Here is a 16,114-nt window from a genome sequence, read left to right as displayed (position 1 = left end):
GCGTCAGGGCAGGGAAACTCGGCGGGTGGCCCATCGGGCAACAGGACGGCCGGTCCAGACAGGGCGACGGTCCGACGCGATTGCATCATAGTCAACCGAAGAACGAAACAAATCGCGGGGACCCTTTGAAACCCACCAGAAAGTGCATCCGATTCGGGTGGCCGAGGGGATCCCAACCGGGCCTACGCCGGGCCGTCGGCGGGCCATACAATCGCGTCCCCGAATCCGTACAATCCCACCCCATGCACAGGAACACGGCCATTCACAGTCACGCGACGACGATCGGTTATTGCACCAATGTCCACGCCGGCACCGATCTGGAATCGATCCGCGAGAATCTGATTCGATACTCGCTGCCGGTTCGAGACTTGGTCGGCGGTCAATCGCTGGGCGTCGGACTTTGGATCCCCAACGACGCGTCGAAGGAATTGATCGACGGCGGCGCGGCAGAGTTTGCCGAATTTCTGCGTTCCCGACGTCTGGCGGCCTTCACGATCAACGGGTTCCCGTTTTCCAACTTTCACCAGGACGTCGTCAAGCATGACGTCTATTCACCGGCCTGGTGGGACGACGCACGGCTGGAATACACGCGGCGGTTGGCAGCCATCCTGGCGGTCATTCTGGACGAATCACAAACCGTGGGATCGATCAGCACCCTGCCGATCGGTTGGGGCAAATCCCCGGGTGATGAAAAGATCCACAGGGCGGGGGCGAATCTGCGGGCGATGGCGGATTCGCTGGAAAAACTGGAATCGACCAGTGGACGTCGCATCGTGCTGGCGATCGAACCGGAACCCGGGTGTTACCTGGACACCGTCGGGGATTGTCTGGCGTTTTTCGAAAAGGAATTGCCGGACGAATCGCACCGGCGTTACATCACCGTATGTCACGACGTTTGCCACAGCGCCGTGATGATGGAAGACCAACGTGACGTGCTGTCACGTTTGGCGACTGCGGGGATCGGCGTCGGCAAAGTCCAAGTCAGTAGCGCGATCCTGGCCGACTGGGAAAGCATGGCGACCGGTCGACGCCATGAAGCGATCGATCAATTGCGTGACTTTGCCGAAGACCGCTACTTGCACCAAACCGGACGCAAGAAATCTGACGGCAGCTTTGAACTGGTCGAAGATTTGCCCGGTTTGTTGGACGGCCTGCCCACCGACGGCGATCCCGTTGCCGGTGACCAGCGATGGGTGATTCACTTTCATGTTCCCATCTTTCTGGAACGATTCCGCCATCTTTCCACGACGCACGACGAAGTGGGCGTGGCGCTGCGAACCCTGGACAACCTTCAGGGCTCGTTGGACTTTACCGGGCACTTGGAAATCGAAACCTACGCCTGGACGGTGCTGCCCGAATCGATGCGTCGTCGCGGGTTGTCCGAAGACATCGCAAGCGAAATTGAATGGCTGAAAAGGCAACAAGATCAATGATCCATCTGGGCATCAACGTCGACCATATCGCAACGGTCCGCCAAGCACGCCGGACCTATGAACCCGATCCCGTGATCGCCGCGGCTTTGGCCGAACAGGGCGGGGCCGATGCGATCACTTTCCATTTGCGTGAAGACCGCCGGCACATCCAGGAACGCGATGTCGAAATGCTGATGCGGACGGTGACGGTCAAAACCAATTTTGAATTGGCCTGTGCGCCGGAGGTCGTCGCGATCGCCTGTCAGTGGAAGCCCGATTGCGGGTTGCTGGTGCCCGAAAGTCGCGAAGAAGTGACCACCGAAGGCGGACTGAACTGTACCGGTGACACGTCACGGATCGGCGAAGCAATCACCCGGCTGAAGGACGCGGGAATCAGCGTCAGTCTGTTTATCGATCCCGACGTCGCCCAAGTCGAAGCGGCCGCCGCCTTGGGGGCCGACTCGGTGGAACTGCACACCGGTCCTTACGCGCTGGCAAAGGGTGCGAAGCTGGACGAAGAACTTGGTCGCTTGGCCAAAGCAGGCGACGTCGCCGCAACGGCTGGGATGCAGCTGCACGCCGGTCACGGGTTGAATTATCAAAACGTGCGCCCCGTCGCGGCGCTGAAGAACATCCACGAATTGAACATCGGCCATTCGATTGTCAGCCGCGCCGTGATGGTCGGGATGAAGGACGCGGTGGCCGAAATGCGACGCATCCTGGACTTGTTCGTCTAGCGACACAGGCCGTGCGGGATGGCAATGCCGATGCCCGCCGATCAAGCGTCAGCAGAGCATCAGTCGTCCAGCGAGACGCCGACGACGCGGCGGCACCAGAACGCAAAACGCGTGGACGTGGGCCACAGCCCCAAGATACCGGCGATGGCCAAGAACACGGTCACTTCGGCCGCCCAAGATCGACCGGCAAACTGAGTCGCCAGTAGCCCGGCGATCGCAAACGCTGCGGTCGTCGCCAACGTCAGCGTGAAATGGGCTCGCGCCAGATCGCGGCTGCCACGGCATTCGGACAACATCCTTGTTCGATCGTTGTCCCAGGCCGGGGTGAAATCGATGATCGACAAACCGTCGGGACGGTGGCTGTGCCGGCGGCGAATGTGTCGGCCTCGCGTGGCCTTGAACAAACGCGAACCGGACACCCAAATTCCAATGGCGACCAAGAAGGCGATCGTGATTGCGGTGCCGGCAACGGAGGCACTCATCCAGGTCAGATCGATGCCTTGCCGTTCCAGCCATGCCGTCATGATTTCGCTGATCAGGATCATCGACGAAGCGGCCACCAGAATCGTGCGGTGACAGTTCAGCACGTCGTTGATGGCCGGGCCGAAAAACATCTGCTCCGGCAACCAATCATGGATCGGGCCATAAAACGCCGGCGCCAACCAACGCTTGATCCGCAAGGTCAACCAGCCGGCCGGGATCAGCATGAAAATCCAAATCAACGGTGTCGCCACCGGAGGCTTTTCCCACAACTGGCCGATCCCGATGGCGATCAACGCGATCGGATAGACCGCCAGAACGGCCAGCGCCGCCGACGCCACCCACGTCAAAACCGCCGCCAAACGGATCGGCCAATTGTGGTCGGATTCCGACCGCCGGGCTTCGGTGGATGAATAGGGAAAGGCCGCGTCGCTCATGCTGTGTCTGTCGTTGAAAGAATCACCGTCGGTTGACCACGGCCGGGTCGGTACACGCCGTCGGATAAAGACGATGCGAGCCTAGTTGCCGCGGGCCGAAACGCCGGTCCGAAGTCGTGTTGGAGTCAAAGATTGGTGGCCGGGGATGGCCCATTGGGTCGGCTGTAGGGGTTTTGGCGAAAGGAATTTCTGGGCCGATGGTTCCGGTCGTGACCAGACGTGTCACGGGGTCTTCGAAGAATGCGAACGCCGTGGTGGTGACACCACCGGAGGCGATTTTCCAGTTCTTTCGGAGACCCGATCGATGACCCAGCTTTCACTGTTCGACTTTGGCTTTGCGAACGTCACCGGCGGCCCAAGCGTTGCCGGACACACCGATGCCGCCGCCAGTCCTGTTCCGGCCAACCCCGTTTCGGCCAGTCCCGTCCCCGTTGTCCGGCCGTCGGTTCGGTTTTCGACGCTGTTGCCCGAGACGTCGCCGACCGCCGCGAACCCCGCCGATCATGTCGACGGGGCGGTTTATGAAGAACGCGAAAAGTTTCACACCGCTCCGCCCACCAGCGGCGACCGTCCGTCGCTGAAAGAACTAGCGATGGCGATCCACCAAGGACGCCAGCAGCTGGAACGAGCCCCCAAGAATCACGTCAACCGCATCGGCGACTTGGCCCAAATCGTCCTGCGACGCCACCAGATGGTCGCCCAGCGTCGTGCACGTCATGCCGCCCGTCTGGCGGAATCCGAAGCGATCCTTGCGGGGGACACGGTTCACAGCAACGGGTGAGTGTCGCCTTGACCGCTGCCACCGCCCGATGGACCGGGCGCCGCAGCTGTGGATGCCTTTTCTTCCGCTTTTCGACGACGTTTTTCGGCTTTGGCCGCTTTGCCGGCCCGTTGCCGAGCCTCTTTTCGTTTGCGTCGGCCACGCTGGTGCCAAAGCGTCGCCAACGCCCCCAACAAGAATCCCGACGCCGTCGTGGCCAACAACATCAGCGTCAGCGAATGCGTGCCGCGATAGGTCAACAAAGCCAAATCGACCGGCGTGCTGTTTTGAAACGCCACGATCACCAACAGCACGATGGCCGCCAACAAAAAGAACCAGCGGATTTTTTGCAGCACGCGATTTCCTCACGCCGATGAATGAAATTACTGTACGCGGTTACACCGAATTGCTAGCATAGCTTTCGGCGTCCCCTTAGCCGTCTCGACAGCCGTCGTCCGTCATCCTTTGCCACCAACGTACATCGAGAATCCACCCGATGGCGACTCAACAGCTTTTCGACTTTGCCGCTCAAACGCGACCGGCCGGCACGGTTCAGGCGGATCGATCGGACAATCGGGGCGCAGATTCGGGTTCTTTTCTGGCACCACCAGCGGTTGCTTGCCCCGTCGACGCCCCTGATTCGGTCGCCGCTTCAGCCCCTGATTCGGTCGCCCGTCCGGATCGCCGTTCGGAAATCGGGCACACGGAAACAGAGCATGCGGAAACAGGGTCCGAGGATCGGCAGGCATTGCTGGGCCGGTTGTCCAAGATGATCGGGGGCCACACCGCCGGCGAAGCGGAGGCGGCCGACACGACCGACCCGAATCACGTCGGCCCGACGGCAAAGTCTTGCCATCCAAAGGTCTCCCAAGCCCCCACGTTTTCGACCGGCTGTGACGCCGTGGACGCTTGGCTGCCCCGTGGCGGATTGCGAACCGACGGGATCACCGAATGGATCAGTTCGGTACCCTCTGGCGGCGCGCTGACGTTGGCGATGGTCGCCGCGGCGGGCTATCTGCGAAACGATTTCCTTCCCGACCGACGCCCCATCCCCGCCGGGCCGGGACGCTTGGCCGTGGTCGACCCGCACGGTCATTTTTATCCGCCTGCCTTGACCGGGTTCGGGATCGATCCGGCGGGGCTGTTGTGGTGCCGAACCGAATCGGATGCCGACACGATTTGGGCGACCGACCAGTTGTTACGCAGCGGTTGCGTGGGTCTGGTGATCGCCTGGGCACCCCGGCGACTGGACGACCGTGACGCGCGGCGGTTTCAGTTGGCGGCCGAAACGGGACGCACCCCGGGCTTGTTGCTGCGGGGTTCGACATCACGGGGCCGCCCCAGTTTTGCCGACACGCGATTTCACGTCGCCAGCCGTCCGCTGACGTTGCCCCGGCGCGATGAAGCACGATCCCACCGACATCGCGAAACGTCACACTTGACGCTCCCAAACTCCGGTGCAACACGTCGTTCGCAACGACCATCGGATGGTCTGCGCGGCCCCGCCCGTCGACAACAGCGTTTGTTTCAGATCACGCTGGACCGCTGCAAAGGCGGCATGACCGGACGCAGCGTTTTGCTGTCGATCGATCACCGATACCGCATCCAAGTTCATTCGGAACCGCTGCATGAAAAGGCTGCTATGCGTCTGGCTTCCCGACTGGCCGATCCAAAGACTGCGGATGCGCCGCGGCGCGACGTCGGCTGACCCCCCGACGGTTCTGTGGCAAAACGATCCTCGTCGCGGCCGTGTGGTCGTGGCGTGTTGCCGGCGCGCGGCCGCCGAGGGCGTGCGATTGGGCATGTCGGTGGCCCAGGCGACCGATTGGCTGCAACGTTCCGGCGCGCCGGATTCGTATCAGCTGATCGAACATGACCGGCACGCCGACGCAGGGGCGATGGACCAGTTGGTCGAACGATTCCGAAGTCGTTTGACGCCGATGATCGGCACCGAAGTGTTGGACCGTTTCCGCTGGGCGGGGCGATCGCTGCATTGTCGCGAATCGCTGATCGGCGACCTGCATGGTGTGACGCACTTGTTCGGTGGTGAATCCGACGTGATCGCCGCCAGCGACCAAATCTTGGCTTCGTTGAACTTGTCCGGCCGGATCGCGATCGCCGACACGATCGGTGCCGCCTGGGCGGTGGCCAATCACGGGCCCGGACGAACCCGAATCGTTCCCATCGGATTGACCGTCGACGCGGTCCGCGACCTGCCGACATCGGGACTAAGGATTGCACCGGAGACGGTGACGATGCTGCGGCGTCTGGGCGTGGACACGATCGGCCAAACGTTGGCGTTGCCCCGAGGCGGGCTGGCCACACGGTTGGGTCAGCACGTCGCCGACCGCTTGGCCCAACTGGTCGGCGACGTCGAAGAACATTTCCCGGTCGCCCATCGTCCCGTGTGCGACAGCGAATCGATGCCGCTGGAATACCCGACCGAAGACATGGCGATCCTGGTGGACCGGATCGGCCGCTTGATGGAAAAAGTCAGGGCGGGCTTGGCGACACGATTGTGTGGGGCACTACACGTGACATGTCGCCTGGACCTTTCAGTCCACCCGCCGCTGACTGTGGATGTTGGCTTATTTGCGCCGACGCTGGACACCGGTCACTGGTTGACTCTGGTGCAACAATCGATCGAATCCCAAGGCTTGCCGGCACCGGTCCATCGCGTCACCGTCTCGGTTCCCCACACCCAGATGATGGCGACACGACAGCAAGACCTGTTCCGGCATGGAGATGACTCTTGCGGCGGCAGCACCGTCGCACGGCTGATCGATTCGCTGTCCAACCGCCTGGGTCGCGAAAACGTTTGCGGAGCCCGCCTGACTCGGGATGCCCTGCCCGAAAAAGCCTTCGAAGAATTCCCGCTGGCCGGACGATCCGCCCGCTGGTTCGCCCAAGCGGAAAAGTCGTCCGCATCGTCGCGGTCGAAAGATGGCCATCAAACCCGATCCTCATTCTTGCCCCACACCGACGAAATCATGCGTCGGCCGTTGGAACTATTCGTTACACCACACGTTTTGGTCGCCCAGAAATGCCATCCGAATGCCAAGTGTGACAATTTGTCCAGCAGCGCCGACCTGGGTAAGGAAGAATCGGACACGGGGCCGTGGCATCACGCCAACGCACGTCTGGCTGAACACCAAACGGCCATCGGACCGGGCGGGATTCCCCGCGGATTTCAATACGCCGGCCAGCATCATGCGGTCATCCGTAGTTGGGGCCCCGAGCGGATCGAGACCGGCTGGTGGGCCGGCCCGTGCGTCCGCCGCGATTACTTTCGCGTCGAAACGAATCGGGGTCAGTGGTGGTGGGTCTATCGTGATCTGACCGCCGATCCCCCCAAAGACACACACAAATGGTGGCTTCACGGCATCTTTAGCTGATCCGTACCGTCGTTCTGACGTCACGAATGAGCTGGGCGAAACGAGAACACAGAGCGTCTGCGTGTTCAGAACCGCGACAAAACCAAGCTTTCAAACAGCCGTTTCGCAACCCTGAACACAGTCTCCGAGGGTATTCGCGTGCTCCCGCCGCAATCCCCGCATCGAAATGCGAAAAATATTCTGCTGGGCTTTCCAACGTCGCCACGCCGGCCACGGGTTCGCCTGGCAGACCATCGCCCCACCGCCCGAAAAGCGAGGTTTCCTCGGACCGTGTCTTTCCGGACCAGAGACCGACCAAAGCGGCGGGATTGCTAGGCAGATTGTCCGGAAACGTCGTTGCTGTCCGGCCTGGCCCTGCGAGGCCCGACCAGCACTTCCGCGTCCAAGACGCCTTCGTCGACCAAGACTTCATCCACACCGGGAGTCTGATCCAATTGCTGCAGCATCAATTCACCCAGTTGAGCCCGATTCAGATATCCCATCTGGATCGCCACGCGTCCGAAAGGCAGCCGGGTGTCGCTGGACTGGGCCAAATCACGTTGCTGCGCCAGGACGTCAAAGACCTCGCCCATCCGCATCATCTGATTATCGACCGCCAACTGGCCCACCGGCTTTCGCAGTGCCACTTGGTGACGCAGCGCTTGGACCAACTGGTCCGACGAGACCATGCCGCGGTCGATCAATTCAAACGGAATATACATCGGCGTATCGCCTGTGCCCTCAATCCCAACAAGACCCATTGCCCAGTTGAAAGCTATGTCAGGGACGTCGGGGAAAACGGCAAAATCCTCGGCGAATCTGGCATTCTGTGGGGGCTTTCCCGGACGCGTCGGCCGCACAACCGTTGCCACCCGCCGTATCGGCCATCCAGAGAGCCCGAAAAAACGCTCAGCTGCTGGGCGAACGCGAGAGTTTGACGATGGAAAGGGCCGACGAAACCGCTTCACCGATCGTCAGCTTGCTCTCGCCGACTTGCCGCTCGGTGAAGCAGATCGGGACCTCCGCCATGCCTGCCCCTTGTTGACGCAGACGCACCAACAACTCCTCCAACAACGCATAGCCGTTATTCCGCAGGCCGTCCAAATCCAACCGCGATAAGGCGTCGACGCGATAGCAACGCATCGACCCGCTGCAATCGCTGACGGGCAATCGCAGCCAATGGACCGCAAACGTGTTGACCATCCGGCTGAGCACTTTGCGGCGCACCGGCCAGCCGACGATCGAACCGCCACGGATGTATCGCGACCCCACGACGACATCAGGCCGGTCGTCTTGCAAAGCCCGCTGCAACAACCGCGGCAATTCCGCCGGATCATGGCTCAGGTCCGCATCCAGATTCAGAAAGAAATCGTAGCCCTGATCGACCGCTGTCTGCACCGCGCGCCGGATCGCCCCCCCGAGTCCCCGCTGGTCATGACGCACGATGACTTCGGCGCGGCCGTTTTTTGCCGACCAGTCTTGGGCCAATTCCGCCGTCCCATCGGGCGACCCGTCGTCGACGACCAACAAATCCGCGTCGGGCATCGATTCGCGCAGCCCACGCAACATCGCGACGACATTGCCGGCTTCGTTGTAGGTGCAAATCGCAATCAGCACTCGCCCCGGCGGCGGCGTGGGTGCCGGTGAATCAGAACTGGGCAAAGCAAACGTCTTTCACGTGCAACGGCGGGTCGCGTCTAAGCCGCCCGAGGTCGATCGCACAGTGGGACCGGCGTCACCCAGGCGGGAAATTCCGTACCCGCTTGAGCATAGCCCACGACGATTTCGCCATGAATGCCGCCTTGACGACCGATCATCAACGGTCGCTCAATGGACCAGTCGACGGTCGATTCGGATGACGCTGACGGATCGCGTCGCAGCATCGTCATCCAACGATCCCGCCACCCCGTGGAAACCGGCAACAGGGCGTCGATACGCAATCGCGTCGTCCGGCTCGGTCCGCCATCGCGATCCAGGCCGTCGGCACAGCGTGCGACTTGTTCGGCCAACGCCGCAAAGAACGCGCGTCGCAGGCGAACCGAATCGGGAACGACCAGCGTGGGCGTCGATTCCGTTTCCCGCACGACGCACAACAGATGCTCAGCCAGCGGGGCCAAGTCCATCAGCCGTTTCCTCGCATCTTGGCCAGCATCGCCTGGAAGTCGACCGCAACGGGTTCGTCTTTCTTCGTTTCCGCAGCCAGAGTGACCGGTGCCGCCGCGGTCGGAACCTCCGTGGGAACGTCTTCTTCGACGACCAAGATGTCGCTGTCATCACGGCTGGTCACGTTGCCCGCTTCGTCTTCGTCGAACCAAGCGACAGGCGACTCGGCTCCGGTCGCCGCGGGTTCATGCAGCGACAGCGGGGCGACCTGGTCGTTGCCAGAGTCCACCAAGTCGTCTTCGCACAACACGACCTCCGGTGCATTGATTCGCAATCCGGCATCCATGCTTTGGACGTCGATCGTTTCTTCGACCATGTCATCGTCCTGGCGATCGGCGGCCGCCTGGGCCTCGTCCGCTATTTCGCTGACTTCCATTTGCAGGGACGATTCCAAATCATCCGACGTGGCGGCGGCTTCGGCCGATTCCGCATCGCGACGGGCCACACCGACGGCCAATTCTTCTTCCTCTTCAAAGTCGCCGAACAATTCGGATTGCTCGGGCGTGGGGTCGGCCGCGACCGGTTCGGACATCATCGGTTGGATGTCCGTTGATTCATCGTCTTGGCCGACCTCCGCATCGCCGGACAGATCGATATCACACGATCCGACCACGTTCACAACGCCGCCGTTGGTGCTGAAGACTTCGTCGCCGTAGGGATCCTGCACAACGACGTTGCCGGAAACGATCGACGATGTGTTAACAATGTCACAGCTGGATTCACAAGCGGTGTCACAGTCCGAACCACAGTTGGCTTCGGCCGGCAGATCGTCCTTGGTGCCGGATTCGATCGGTTCCGGATCTAGATCTAATTCAAGCTCCAGTTCCAACGACGATTCGGCGTCGGTGACATCGGATTCGTTGCGGCACGGCTGGCTGCGGCAAACGCCGTCGCCACATTCCGGGGCACCGCAGGGCGAAGCGGCTTCCGCTTGCGGTTGAACGTTGGGCGTTTCGATCATCCCGTCGTGGGCGCCCAGATCGCTAAGAGCGCCGAATTCGACATTGCTGGAAACCGTTTGATCGGCGCGGTCGCCGGCCGACATCGATGGTTCTTCCATGATCGGGCTGGGCAATTGCTGCAGCGTGGCCCAGGCGTGATCGATGATACGATCGGAGATCAGGGTTTCGCCCAGACTTTCGGCGCAATCGATCGCCTGGGTCATCAACTGGTTGACCAGCCGCGGAATCCCCGCACCGGCGTGATGCACCGCCGCAATCGCCTCCGGTGTAACGGTCTGTTCCGGCTGGCCGCCACAGCTGCGGATCGCTTGTTCGATGTATTCGCGAGTTTCCTCGCCGTTGAACGGATGCAGATAGCACCGGGTGGCAACACGCTGGGACAGTGCGTCCAACGACGGAGTCGCCAAGGTTTCATCCAGGCGAGGCCCGCCCGATAGCACGGCACAAACACGCGGTTGGCCGGCAACCATGATGTTGGTCGCCATGCGAATGGATTCCAAGACGTCGGTGCACAACGATTGGGCTTCGTCGATCAGCAACAGCAACCCGTGTCCGACGGCGGCGTTCTGCTTGACGTGGTCGACCAATGCCAAGTGCAAATCGCCGGCGTGCAGCGAATTCAGGTCGACGCCAAGAGCGTGCAACACGTGACGGAAAAAGGCTTCGGGACTTTGCAGCCCGGCGTCACCCAACTGGACCACCGTCCGCGATCCGAAAAAGTGCTTGGCGACCAATTGGATCAACAGCGATTTGCCCGTTCCGGGCGGCCCGATCACCAACGACAGGGCTTCGCGGGCATCAATGCTGCGGACGACGCGGTTCAGCGAATCGCGGAGCGTCCCGACGGGAATGTATCGATCCACGCTGGGGAATGCCGGGAAAGGCGGCACGCGAAACATCGGATTTCGATTCGCTTCGGGAGATCGCATCGTTATGTCAACCAATCAAAATGTAGTGGAGGATGTTGACGTGATCGGCGGCCATTGGCGTCGGATCGATCGGGTGTCCCGTCGCCGCCCATCAGCCGTCCACAGACGGTTATCGATTCATTTCGGATCGTTTCACCGACGAACTGAAATGCAAGTCACGTCAAGTTTGACGATTCGCCAGGATTTTTCGCTTGGCGCGATTTCGCGGCTGCCGTGGTCGGACGATTCGGCGTACAAGCGTCCAGGCGGCGAACGAATCCGGGCAGATCCGAACGTCATCAACCCCGAAACGCTCAGGCCCCGGTCACGTTCCAAACGCTCAGCAGTGCGGCGCAAGCGACGCTGATCACCAGCAGACGTCGAACGTGAAACTGGGCACCCTGCCGGATTTCGATCCAGTCTTTGGGCAGCGCGATGGGTAACTGATGCGAAAGTTTGGCATCGTCGGTCAAGACCGCATCAACGCTGGAAACGGACGCGGCGGTTTCATGCCCCGAATGACCGACCGAGTCATCGGCCGATGGGGGCCGTTTGATCGCCGTCAATCGCCAACCGGGGCAGCAGCGGCACCAAAGCGCGTGAGCGGCGCCCGACGCAATTGCCAGCATCAGTGACACGGGCAAACACCAAGGCGTGATCGGACCGGGCACAGTGCCCAGCAATTGCACCGGAGATTCGCCCAGTTCCCGGCGAAGTTTTTGAACGCGTTGATCAATGTCGGCCAAGACGACACGGTTGTGGTCGGCTAGGCGTTTCCAGTCCACGCTTCGGGCCGTGTCCGCGTCGTCTTTTGCCAGAATTTCGGCCGGCGATGTCGTTTCGTAGCTGACCGGAACCACGGCGTCGTCCGCGTCGTTTTGGGTCGGTTGCGGCTTCACCTGATTCAACTGGTCGTAATGGCTGGCCGTTTCCATCAACCAACGATGCCAAGCAATCTTGGCCACCGGTTCGGTGACATCGCGGTTCTCGATGCGGCGGCGCAGGAAATTCAGTTCGCCGGCACTCAAGTTTCGGGCAAACCGCTGGACCGAACCATCGGCTCTGCGCAGTTGGATCAACTGCATCGCTTCGCCACGCGGCCACCAGCACCACGCCAACAACGCTACGCTGCAGCCGACGACCAAGGTTCCCACGGTGTGTGACCGAGCTTTGATCGTGAAACGCTTCATCTCACCGGCACCACGCCTGGTCATTCCTGATGATCCCTTCCGCAAGACAGTTCCCCTTGGTGGGTCCGAGCCCAGAAAGGTGGGCCGGATCCGAATCGGCGGCATCACGGCTGAACGGTAGCACCGCCTTGCCGAATGCTCCAACCCCAGATCATCATCGGCGTTGGCGACTGGTTTCGGTGAGTGGATCTTTGCGGGTCGAGAGGGCAAGTGCGATGTTTCAAGTCAAGATTTGCGGAGTTCGATTGAAGAGCGACGTTGCGGCGGTCGGAGCGGCCGGCGGCGATGCGGTGGGCCTGAACTTCTTCCCCCCCAGCGTGCGATTCGTCGACCCGATGTCCACCGACGCGTCGCAATTGGCCGATGCGGCGCGAGGCCACGCGTTGCGAACCGTCGGAGTGTTCGTGAATGAACCGGTCGCACGGATCCGCCAGATCAGCGAATGGTTGAACTTGGACGCGGTCCAGTTGCACGGCGACGAATCGATCGACCAGGCGATCGAATTGCAGGGCGACGGCTTGACCGTGATCCGAGCCATCAAGTTGCCGGTGGCCGACTTGACGACCGACCTGATCGACGCGGCGACGGGGCCGGCCGCCGCCGCGGGACTGCACTTGTTGTTGGACGCCGACGCGGGGCGCATGCACGGAGGCTCGGGAAAAACGCTTCACTGGCCGGCGATCCATCAATGGTCAGCCGAGAATCCGGAGGCTCGCTGGACCCTGGCCGGCGGACTGGATGACGACAACGTCCGCCAAGCGGTCGAAGTGTCTGGCGCGACCAGCGTGGACGTCGCCAGCGGCGTCGAACGCCCGCGCGGCGTGAAGAATGACGATCGAATCCGGCGTTTTGTTTCCGAATTCCAGGCGGCCAAAGCCGGCTGACCGCCGCTGGGCCGCCGGACTGACCGCATATCCCGACCTCCGGGGAGGACTTCGGGCCAAGTATCCGTTCGACAGCACTGTCCAAAATCGTTTCGACACTTAGACTGTGTGGCAGTTGGGCGCAGCTTGCGGTTGGGTCCAGTGAAATTGTTGTCGCAACCGCGTTCGGCGGATTGTGGACCAGCGGGAGTCCCCGTGATCGGTCCATAACCCCTCTGACGCGGTCGCCCGTAGTTCGGCCGGCGGTATCGGCTGATGACTTTTCGTTGATGAAATTCGGGAGAATCCCACGTGTCGCAAGTTCAATCCGAACGCTTGCCTTACAAGGTCAAAGACATCTCGCTGGCCGATTACGGCCGCCAAGAAATCAAGTTGGCCGAAAACGAAATGCCGGGCCTGATGGCTCTGCGTGCGAAGTACGGTGAAAGCAAGCCGCTGAAGGGCGCTCGCATCGCCGGCTGCCTTCACATGACGATCCAAACCGCCGTCTTGATCGAAACCTTGGTCGAACTGGGTGCGGAAGTCACCTGGTCCAGCTGCAACATCTTCAGCACCCAAGACCAAGCCGCCGCGGCGATCGCCAAGGCCGGCATTCCGGTTTACGCCTGGAAGGGCATGACCGACGAAGAATTCGACTGGTGCATCGAGCAAACGTTGCACTTCCCGTCCGGCGAACCGTTGAACATGATCCTGGACGACGGCGGCGACTTGACCGCCATGGTTCACGACAAGTACCCGGAACTGCTGACCAACATCCGCGGCATCAGCGAAGAAACCACCGCCGGTATCCACCGCTTGATGGCGTTGCACAAATCCGGTCGCCTGCGTGTGCCGGGCATCAACGTCAACGATTCGGCCACCAAGTCGAAGTTTGACAACTTGTACGGATGCCGCGAATCACTGGCCGACGGTGTCAAGCGTGCGACCGACGTCATGCTGGCCGGCAAGGTCGCCGTGGTCTGTGGCTATGGCGATGTCGGCAAGGGCTGTGCCCACAGCCTGCAACGTTACGGCTGTCGCGTCATCGTGACCGAGATCGACCCGATCAACGCGCTGCAAGCCGCGATGGAAGGTTTTGAAGTCACCACGATGGACGAAGCCTGCAAAGAAGGCCGTCTGTTCGTTACCACGACGGGCAACAAAGACATCATCTTGGGCAAGCACATGGAACAGATGCCCAACGACGCGATCGTCTGCAACATCGGTCACTTCGATACCGAAATCGACGTCGCTTGGTTGGAAGGCCAGGTCGCCGACGGCAAGGTCAGCAAGGAAGAAATCAAGCCGGCCGACATCGGTGCGGTCGATCGCTATACCTTCGCCGATGGCCATAGCGTGATCGTGCTGGCCAAGGGACGCCTGGTCAACTTGGGCTGTGCGACCGGTCACCCCAGCTTTGTGATGAGCACCTCGTTCACCAACCAAGTGTTGGCACAAATCGAACTGTTCAACAACGGCGACCAGTACGAAATCGGCGTCACCATGCTGCCGAAGAAGCTGGACGAAGAAGTCGCTCGACTGCACCTGGGTGCCCTGGGCGTCAAGCTGACTCAGCTGACCGAAGACCAAGCGGAATACTTGGGCGTGCCGGTCGAAGGCCCCTACAAGCCTGATCACTACCGCTACTAATCAGCCCTGATCGGCCAGGTCACTAAAAACGTTCCTGGCCGACCATCGAATACACGCCAACGCTCGGCCCCTACGGCCGAGCGTTTTTTTTGCGCCGCATGGCGATGTGGTCGATGGCGTCTTCCAAATAGACATCGCCGAAGGGGACGTAGCCGAAGGCGGCGTAAAAATCCTTCAGGTACAACTGCGCACTGATCCGGGATGACGGGCTGTCGGGAGACAGCGTTTCGATCGTCTGCACACAACGCCGGACCAACGCCTTGCCCAGGCCGATGCCGCGATAGTCGGTGGTGGTCAAAACACGACCGAATGACGGTTCGTCGTAACGCGTCCCGGCCGCCAACACCCGTGCGTACGCGGCAACGCGATCACCGTCGACGCACAGCACATGCTGGGCTTCAAAATCCAGGTCATCCAAGTCTTGGCAGATAACGTGTTGCTCGATGGTGAAGACTTCCTGGCGAGCTTGCAGCAGCCGATACAGCCAACGACGCGGCAAATCATCAAACGAACAAACCATCCAACGAAGCGAAGAGTTACCGTTTGACGAATCAGTCGGATCGGACGGCACCATCATCACTCCTTCGCGGTGTCACTGGCGGGGTCACCGGTGGGCGGCGTCGCCGGCTGCACCCCGCCGGCTTTCCACGCGATCGATGCCACCGCCAACCACATCAATGCCGCGCCGAGGGGTGCCAAAAAGACGCCGGCACCGGGATCACCGTCGTAAATGAAAATCCCGCCCAGTGCGAAGCCGCCGGGCAGCAACACCGATGCGGCCATCAAACCACGAGACGCCAAAAAGTTTCCCGTCCCCCACAGCATCGGCGTGATCGCCACACTGGCCGCAAATGCGATATGCACCAACGACAACAAAGTTCCGTGGGCGTGTGCAAGCGTCCACATCAATCGCCGCACTTCGTAGGTTTCATCCAGGTACCAGCCGACTTTCAGCCCGTGCATCGTTTCCAGCAGAATGCCGGCGGTCACAAAAAGCAACAACGACATCCATCCGAACCGAAGGTGTCGACGAACCAAGGCGGAACTGTGACCGGAAGGGGCTGGTGAAAGGCTGGACACGTGATGCGGCTCGGGTCAGTGACGTCGGGGATGACAGGTTGGCAAAGGCAGGGGCGTGTTAACGTCGATCGCCGCCACGCGATCGTCGCCGGACAGGG

16 protein-coding genes are annotated in these 16,114 nt (G+C 61.2%); 7 read left to right on the top strand and 9 right to left on the bottom strand.

The features are described 5' to 3' along the window. Window positions 1-242: 242 nt before the first annotated feature. Entirely contained in the window at window positions 243-1,433 is a 1,191-nt protein-coding gene (gene eboE, locus HFP54_RS13060; protein ID WP_168565456.1) for a metabolite traffic protein EboE, read from the top strand. Beyond that, window positions 1,430-2,149, top strand: a complete 720-nt coding sequence (locus HFP54_RS13055) for a pyridoxine 5'-phosphate synthase (protein WP_168565455.1) — start codon at window positions 1,430-1,432, stop codon at window positions 2,147-2,149. The genes eboE and HFP54_RS13055 overlap by 4 nt, the downstream gene beginning before the upstream one ends. Before the next feature lie 59 nt (window positions 2,150-2,208). On the opposite strand, the gene HFP54_RS13050 is transcribed toward HFP54_RS13055, so the two are convergent. After that, window positions 2,209-3,066, bottom strand: a complete 858-nt coding sequence (locus tag HFP54_RS13050; RefSeq protein WP_168565454.1) for a hypothetical protein — start codon at window positions 3,064-3,066, stop codon at window positions 2,209-2,211. A 304-nt stretch (window positions 3,067-3,370) separates the two neighbouring features. Here HFP54_RS13050 and HFP54_RS13045 point away from each other — a divergent pair, with 304 nt between their 5' ends. Next, the gene (locus HFP54_RS13045) at window positions 3,371-3,847 is read left to right on the top strand and encodes a hypothetical protein (protein ID WP_146413789.1); all 477 of its coding nucleotides are present in this window, start codon (window positions 3,371-3,373) and stop codon (window positions 3,845-3,847) included. Here HFP54_RS13045 and HFP54_RS13040 read toward each other — a convergent pair. After that, a complete protein-coding gene (locus tag HFP54_RS13040) occupies window positions 3,832-4,182 on the bottom strand; it encodes a LapA family protein (protein WP_146413790.1) in 351 nt (116 codons plus the stop codon). The genes HFP54_RS13045 and HFP54_RS13040 overlap by 16 nt on opposite strands. Before the next feature lie 140 nt (window positions 4,183-4,322). Here HFP54_RS13040 and HFP54_RS13035 point away from each other — a divergent pair, with 140 nt between their 5' ends. Beyond that, on the top strand, window positions 4,323-5,534 hold the full coding sequence (locus HFP54_RS13035; RefSeq protein ID WP_168565453.1) for an ImuA family protein: 1,212 nt from the start codon (window positions 4,323-4,325) through the stop codon (window positions 5,532-5,534). Beyond that, window positions 5,455-7,221: a Y-family DNA polymerase gene (locus HFP54_RS13030; RefSeq protein ID WP_168565452.1), complete on the top strand. Its 1,767-nt coding sequence runs from the start codon at window positions 5,455-5,457 to the stop codon at window positions 7,219-7,221. Before HFP54_RS13035 ends, HFP54_RS13030 begins: the two co-directional genes overlap by 80 nt. A gap of 311 nt (window positions 7,222-7,532) precedes the next feature. Here HFP54_RS13030 and HFP54_RS13025 read toward each other — a convergent pair whose 3' ends face one another. The 5 genes from HFP54_RS13025 to HFP54_RS13005 all read right to left on the bottom strand — a co-directional run bounded on the left by HFP54_RS13025 (window position 7,533) and on the right by HFP54_RS13005 (window position 12,447). Then, window positions 7,533-7,922: a hypothetical protein gene (locus HFP54_RS13025; protein WP_168565451.1), complete on the bottom strand. Its 390-nt coding sequence runs from the start codon at window positions 7,920-7,922 to the stop codon at window positions 7,533-7,535. 187 nt (window positions 7,923-8,109) lie between these two features. Continuing rightward, the gene (locus tag HFP54_RS13020; protein WP_168565450.1) at window positions 8,110-8,862 is read right to left on the bottom strand and encodes a polyprenol monophosphomannose synthase; all 753 of its coding nucleotides are present in this window, start codon (window positions 8,860-8,862) and stop codon (window positions 8,110-8,112) included. Window positions 8,863-8,897: 35 nt separating this feature from the next. After that, complete coding sequence (locus HFP54_RS13015; RefSeq protein WP_168565449.1) at window positions 8,898-9,323, bottom strand: hypothetical protein; 426 nt, start codon at window positions 9,321-9,323, stop codon at window positions 8,898-8,900. Next, the gene (locus HFP54_RS13010; protein ID WP_168565448.1) at window positions 9,323-11,254 is read right to left on the bottom strand and encodes an ExeA family protein; all 1,932 of its coding nucleotides are present in this window, start codon (window positions 11,252-11,254) and stop codon (window positions 9,323-9,325) included. The genes HFP54_RS13015 and HFP54_RS13010 overlap by 1 nt, the downstream gene beginning before the upstream one ends. A gap of 293 nt (window positions 11,255-11,547) precedes the next feature. Further along, window positions 11,548-12,447 (bottom strand): hypothetical protein, encoded by a 900-nt coding sequence (locus tag HFP54_RS13005; protein WP_168565447.1) that lies wholly within the window; start codon window positions 12,445-12,447, stop codon window positions 11,548-11,550. Between the two features lie 191 nt (window positions 12,448-12,638). On the opposite strand from HFP54_RS13005, the gene HFP54_RS13000 reads away from it, so the two are divergent. Continuing rightward, entirely contained in the window at window positions 12,639-13,307 is a 669-nt protein-coding gene (locus HFP54_RS13000) for a phosphoribosylanthranilate isomerase (RefSeq protein ID WP_168565446.1), read from the top strand. A gap of 291 nt (window positions 13,308-13,598) precedes the next feature. Next, window positions 13,599-14,936 carry an adenosylhomocysteinase gene (gene ahcY / locus HFP54_RS12995; RefSeq protein ID WP_146413799.1) on the top strand — a complete coding sequence of 446 codons (1,338 nt, stop codon included), beginning with the start codon at window positions 13,599-13,601 and terminating at the stop codon, window positions 14,934-14,936. 70 nt (window positions 14,937-15,006) lie between these two features. On the opposite strand, the gene HFP54_RS12990 is transcribed toward ahcY, so the two are convergent. After that, entirely contained in the window at window positions 15,007-15,456 is a 450-nt protein-coding gene (locus HFP54_RS12990; RefSeq protein ID WP_206036184.1) for a GNAT family N-acetyltransferase, read from the bottom strand. Window positions 15,457-15,512: 56 nt separating this feature from the next. Next, window positions 15,513-15,944 (bottom strand): hypothetical protein, encoded by a 432-nt coding sequence (locus tag HFP54_RS12985; protein WP_146413802.1) that lies wholly within the window; start codon window positions 15,942-15,944, stop codon window positions 15,513-15,515. Window positions 15,945-16,114: the final 170 nt, after the last annotated feature.

Source organism: Crateriforma spongiae, assembly GCF_012290005.1.
In the GTDB taxonomy this organism is placed as follows: domain Bacteria; phylum Planctomycetota; class Planctomycetia; order Pirellulales; family Pirellulaceae; genus Crateriforma; species Crateriforma spongiae.
The sequence above is the reverse complement of the archived record's forward strand: the minus strand, read 5'-3'. Positions and strand labels throughout refer to the sequence as shown.

Coding starts and splice junctions, on each gene's coding strand:
- HFP54_RS13015 (WP_168565449.1), bottom strand. CDS start 9,323: ATGGACTTGGCCCCGCTGGCTGAGCATCTGTTGTGCGTCGTGCGGGAA.
- HFP54_RS13025 (WP_168565451.1), bottom strand. CDS start 7,922: ATGTATATTCCGTTTGAATTGATCGACCGCGGCATGGTCTCGTCGGAC.
- HFP54_RS12990 (WP_206036184.1), bottom strand. CDS start 15,456: ATGGTTTGTTCGTTTGATGATTTGCCGCGTCGTTGGCTGTATCGGCTG.
- HFP54_RS13050 (WP_168565454.1), bottom strand. CDS start 3,066: ATGAGCGACGCGGCCTTTCCCTATTCATCCACCGAAGCCCGGCGGTCG.
- HFP54_RS13045 (WP_146413789.1), top strand. CDS start 3,371: ATGACCCAGCTTTCACTGTTCGACTTTGGCTTTGCGAACGTCACCGGC.
- HFP54_RS13010 (WP_168565448.1), bottom strand. CDS start 11,254: ATGCGATCTCCCGAAGCGAATCGAAATCCGATGTTTCGCGTGCCGCCT.
- HFP54_RS13035 (WP_168565453.1), top strand. CDS start 4,323: ATGGCGACTCAACAGCTTTTCGACTTTGCCGCTCAAACGCGACCGGCC.
- eboE (WP_168565456.1), top strand. CDS start 243: ATGCACAGGAACACGGCCATTCACAGTCACGCGACGACGATCGGTTAT.
- HFP54_RS13000 (WP_168565446.1), top strand. CDS start 12,639: ATGTTTCAAGTCAAGATTTGCGGAGTTCGATTGAAGAGCGACGTTGCG.
- HFP54_RS13005 (WP_168565447.1), bottom strand. CDS start 12,447: ATGACCAGGCGTGGTGCCGGTGAGATGAAGCGTTTCACGATCAAAGCT.
- HFP54_RS13030 (WP_168565452.1), top strand. CDS start 5,455: ATGAAAAGGCTGCTATGCGTCTGGCTTCCCGACTGGCCGATCCAAAGA.
- HFP54_RS12985 (WP_146413802.1), bottom strand. CDS start 15,944: ATGTCGTTGTTGCTTTTTGTGACCGCCGGCATTCTGCTGGAAACGATG.
- HFP54_RS13055 (WP_168565455.1), top strand. CDS start 1,430: ATGATCCATCTGGGCATCAACGTCGACCATATCGCAACGGTCCGCCAA.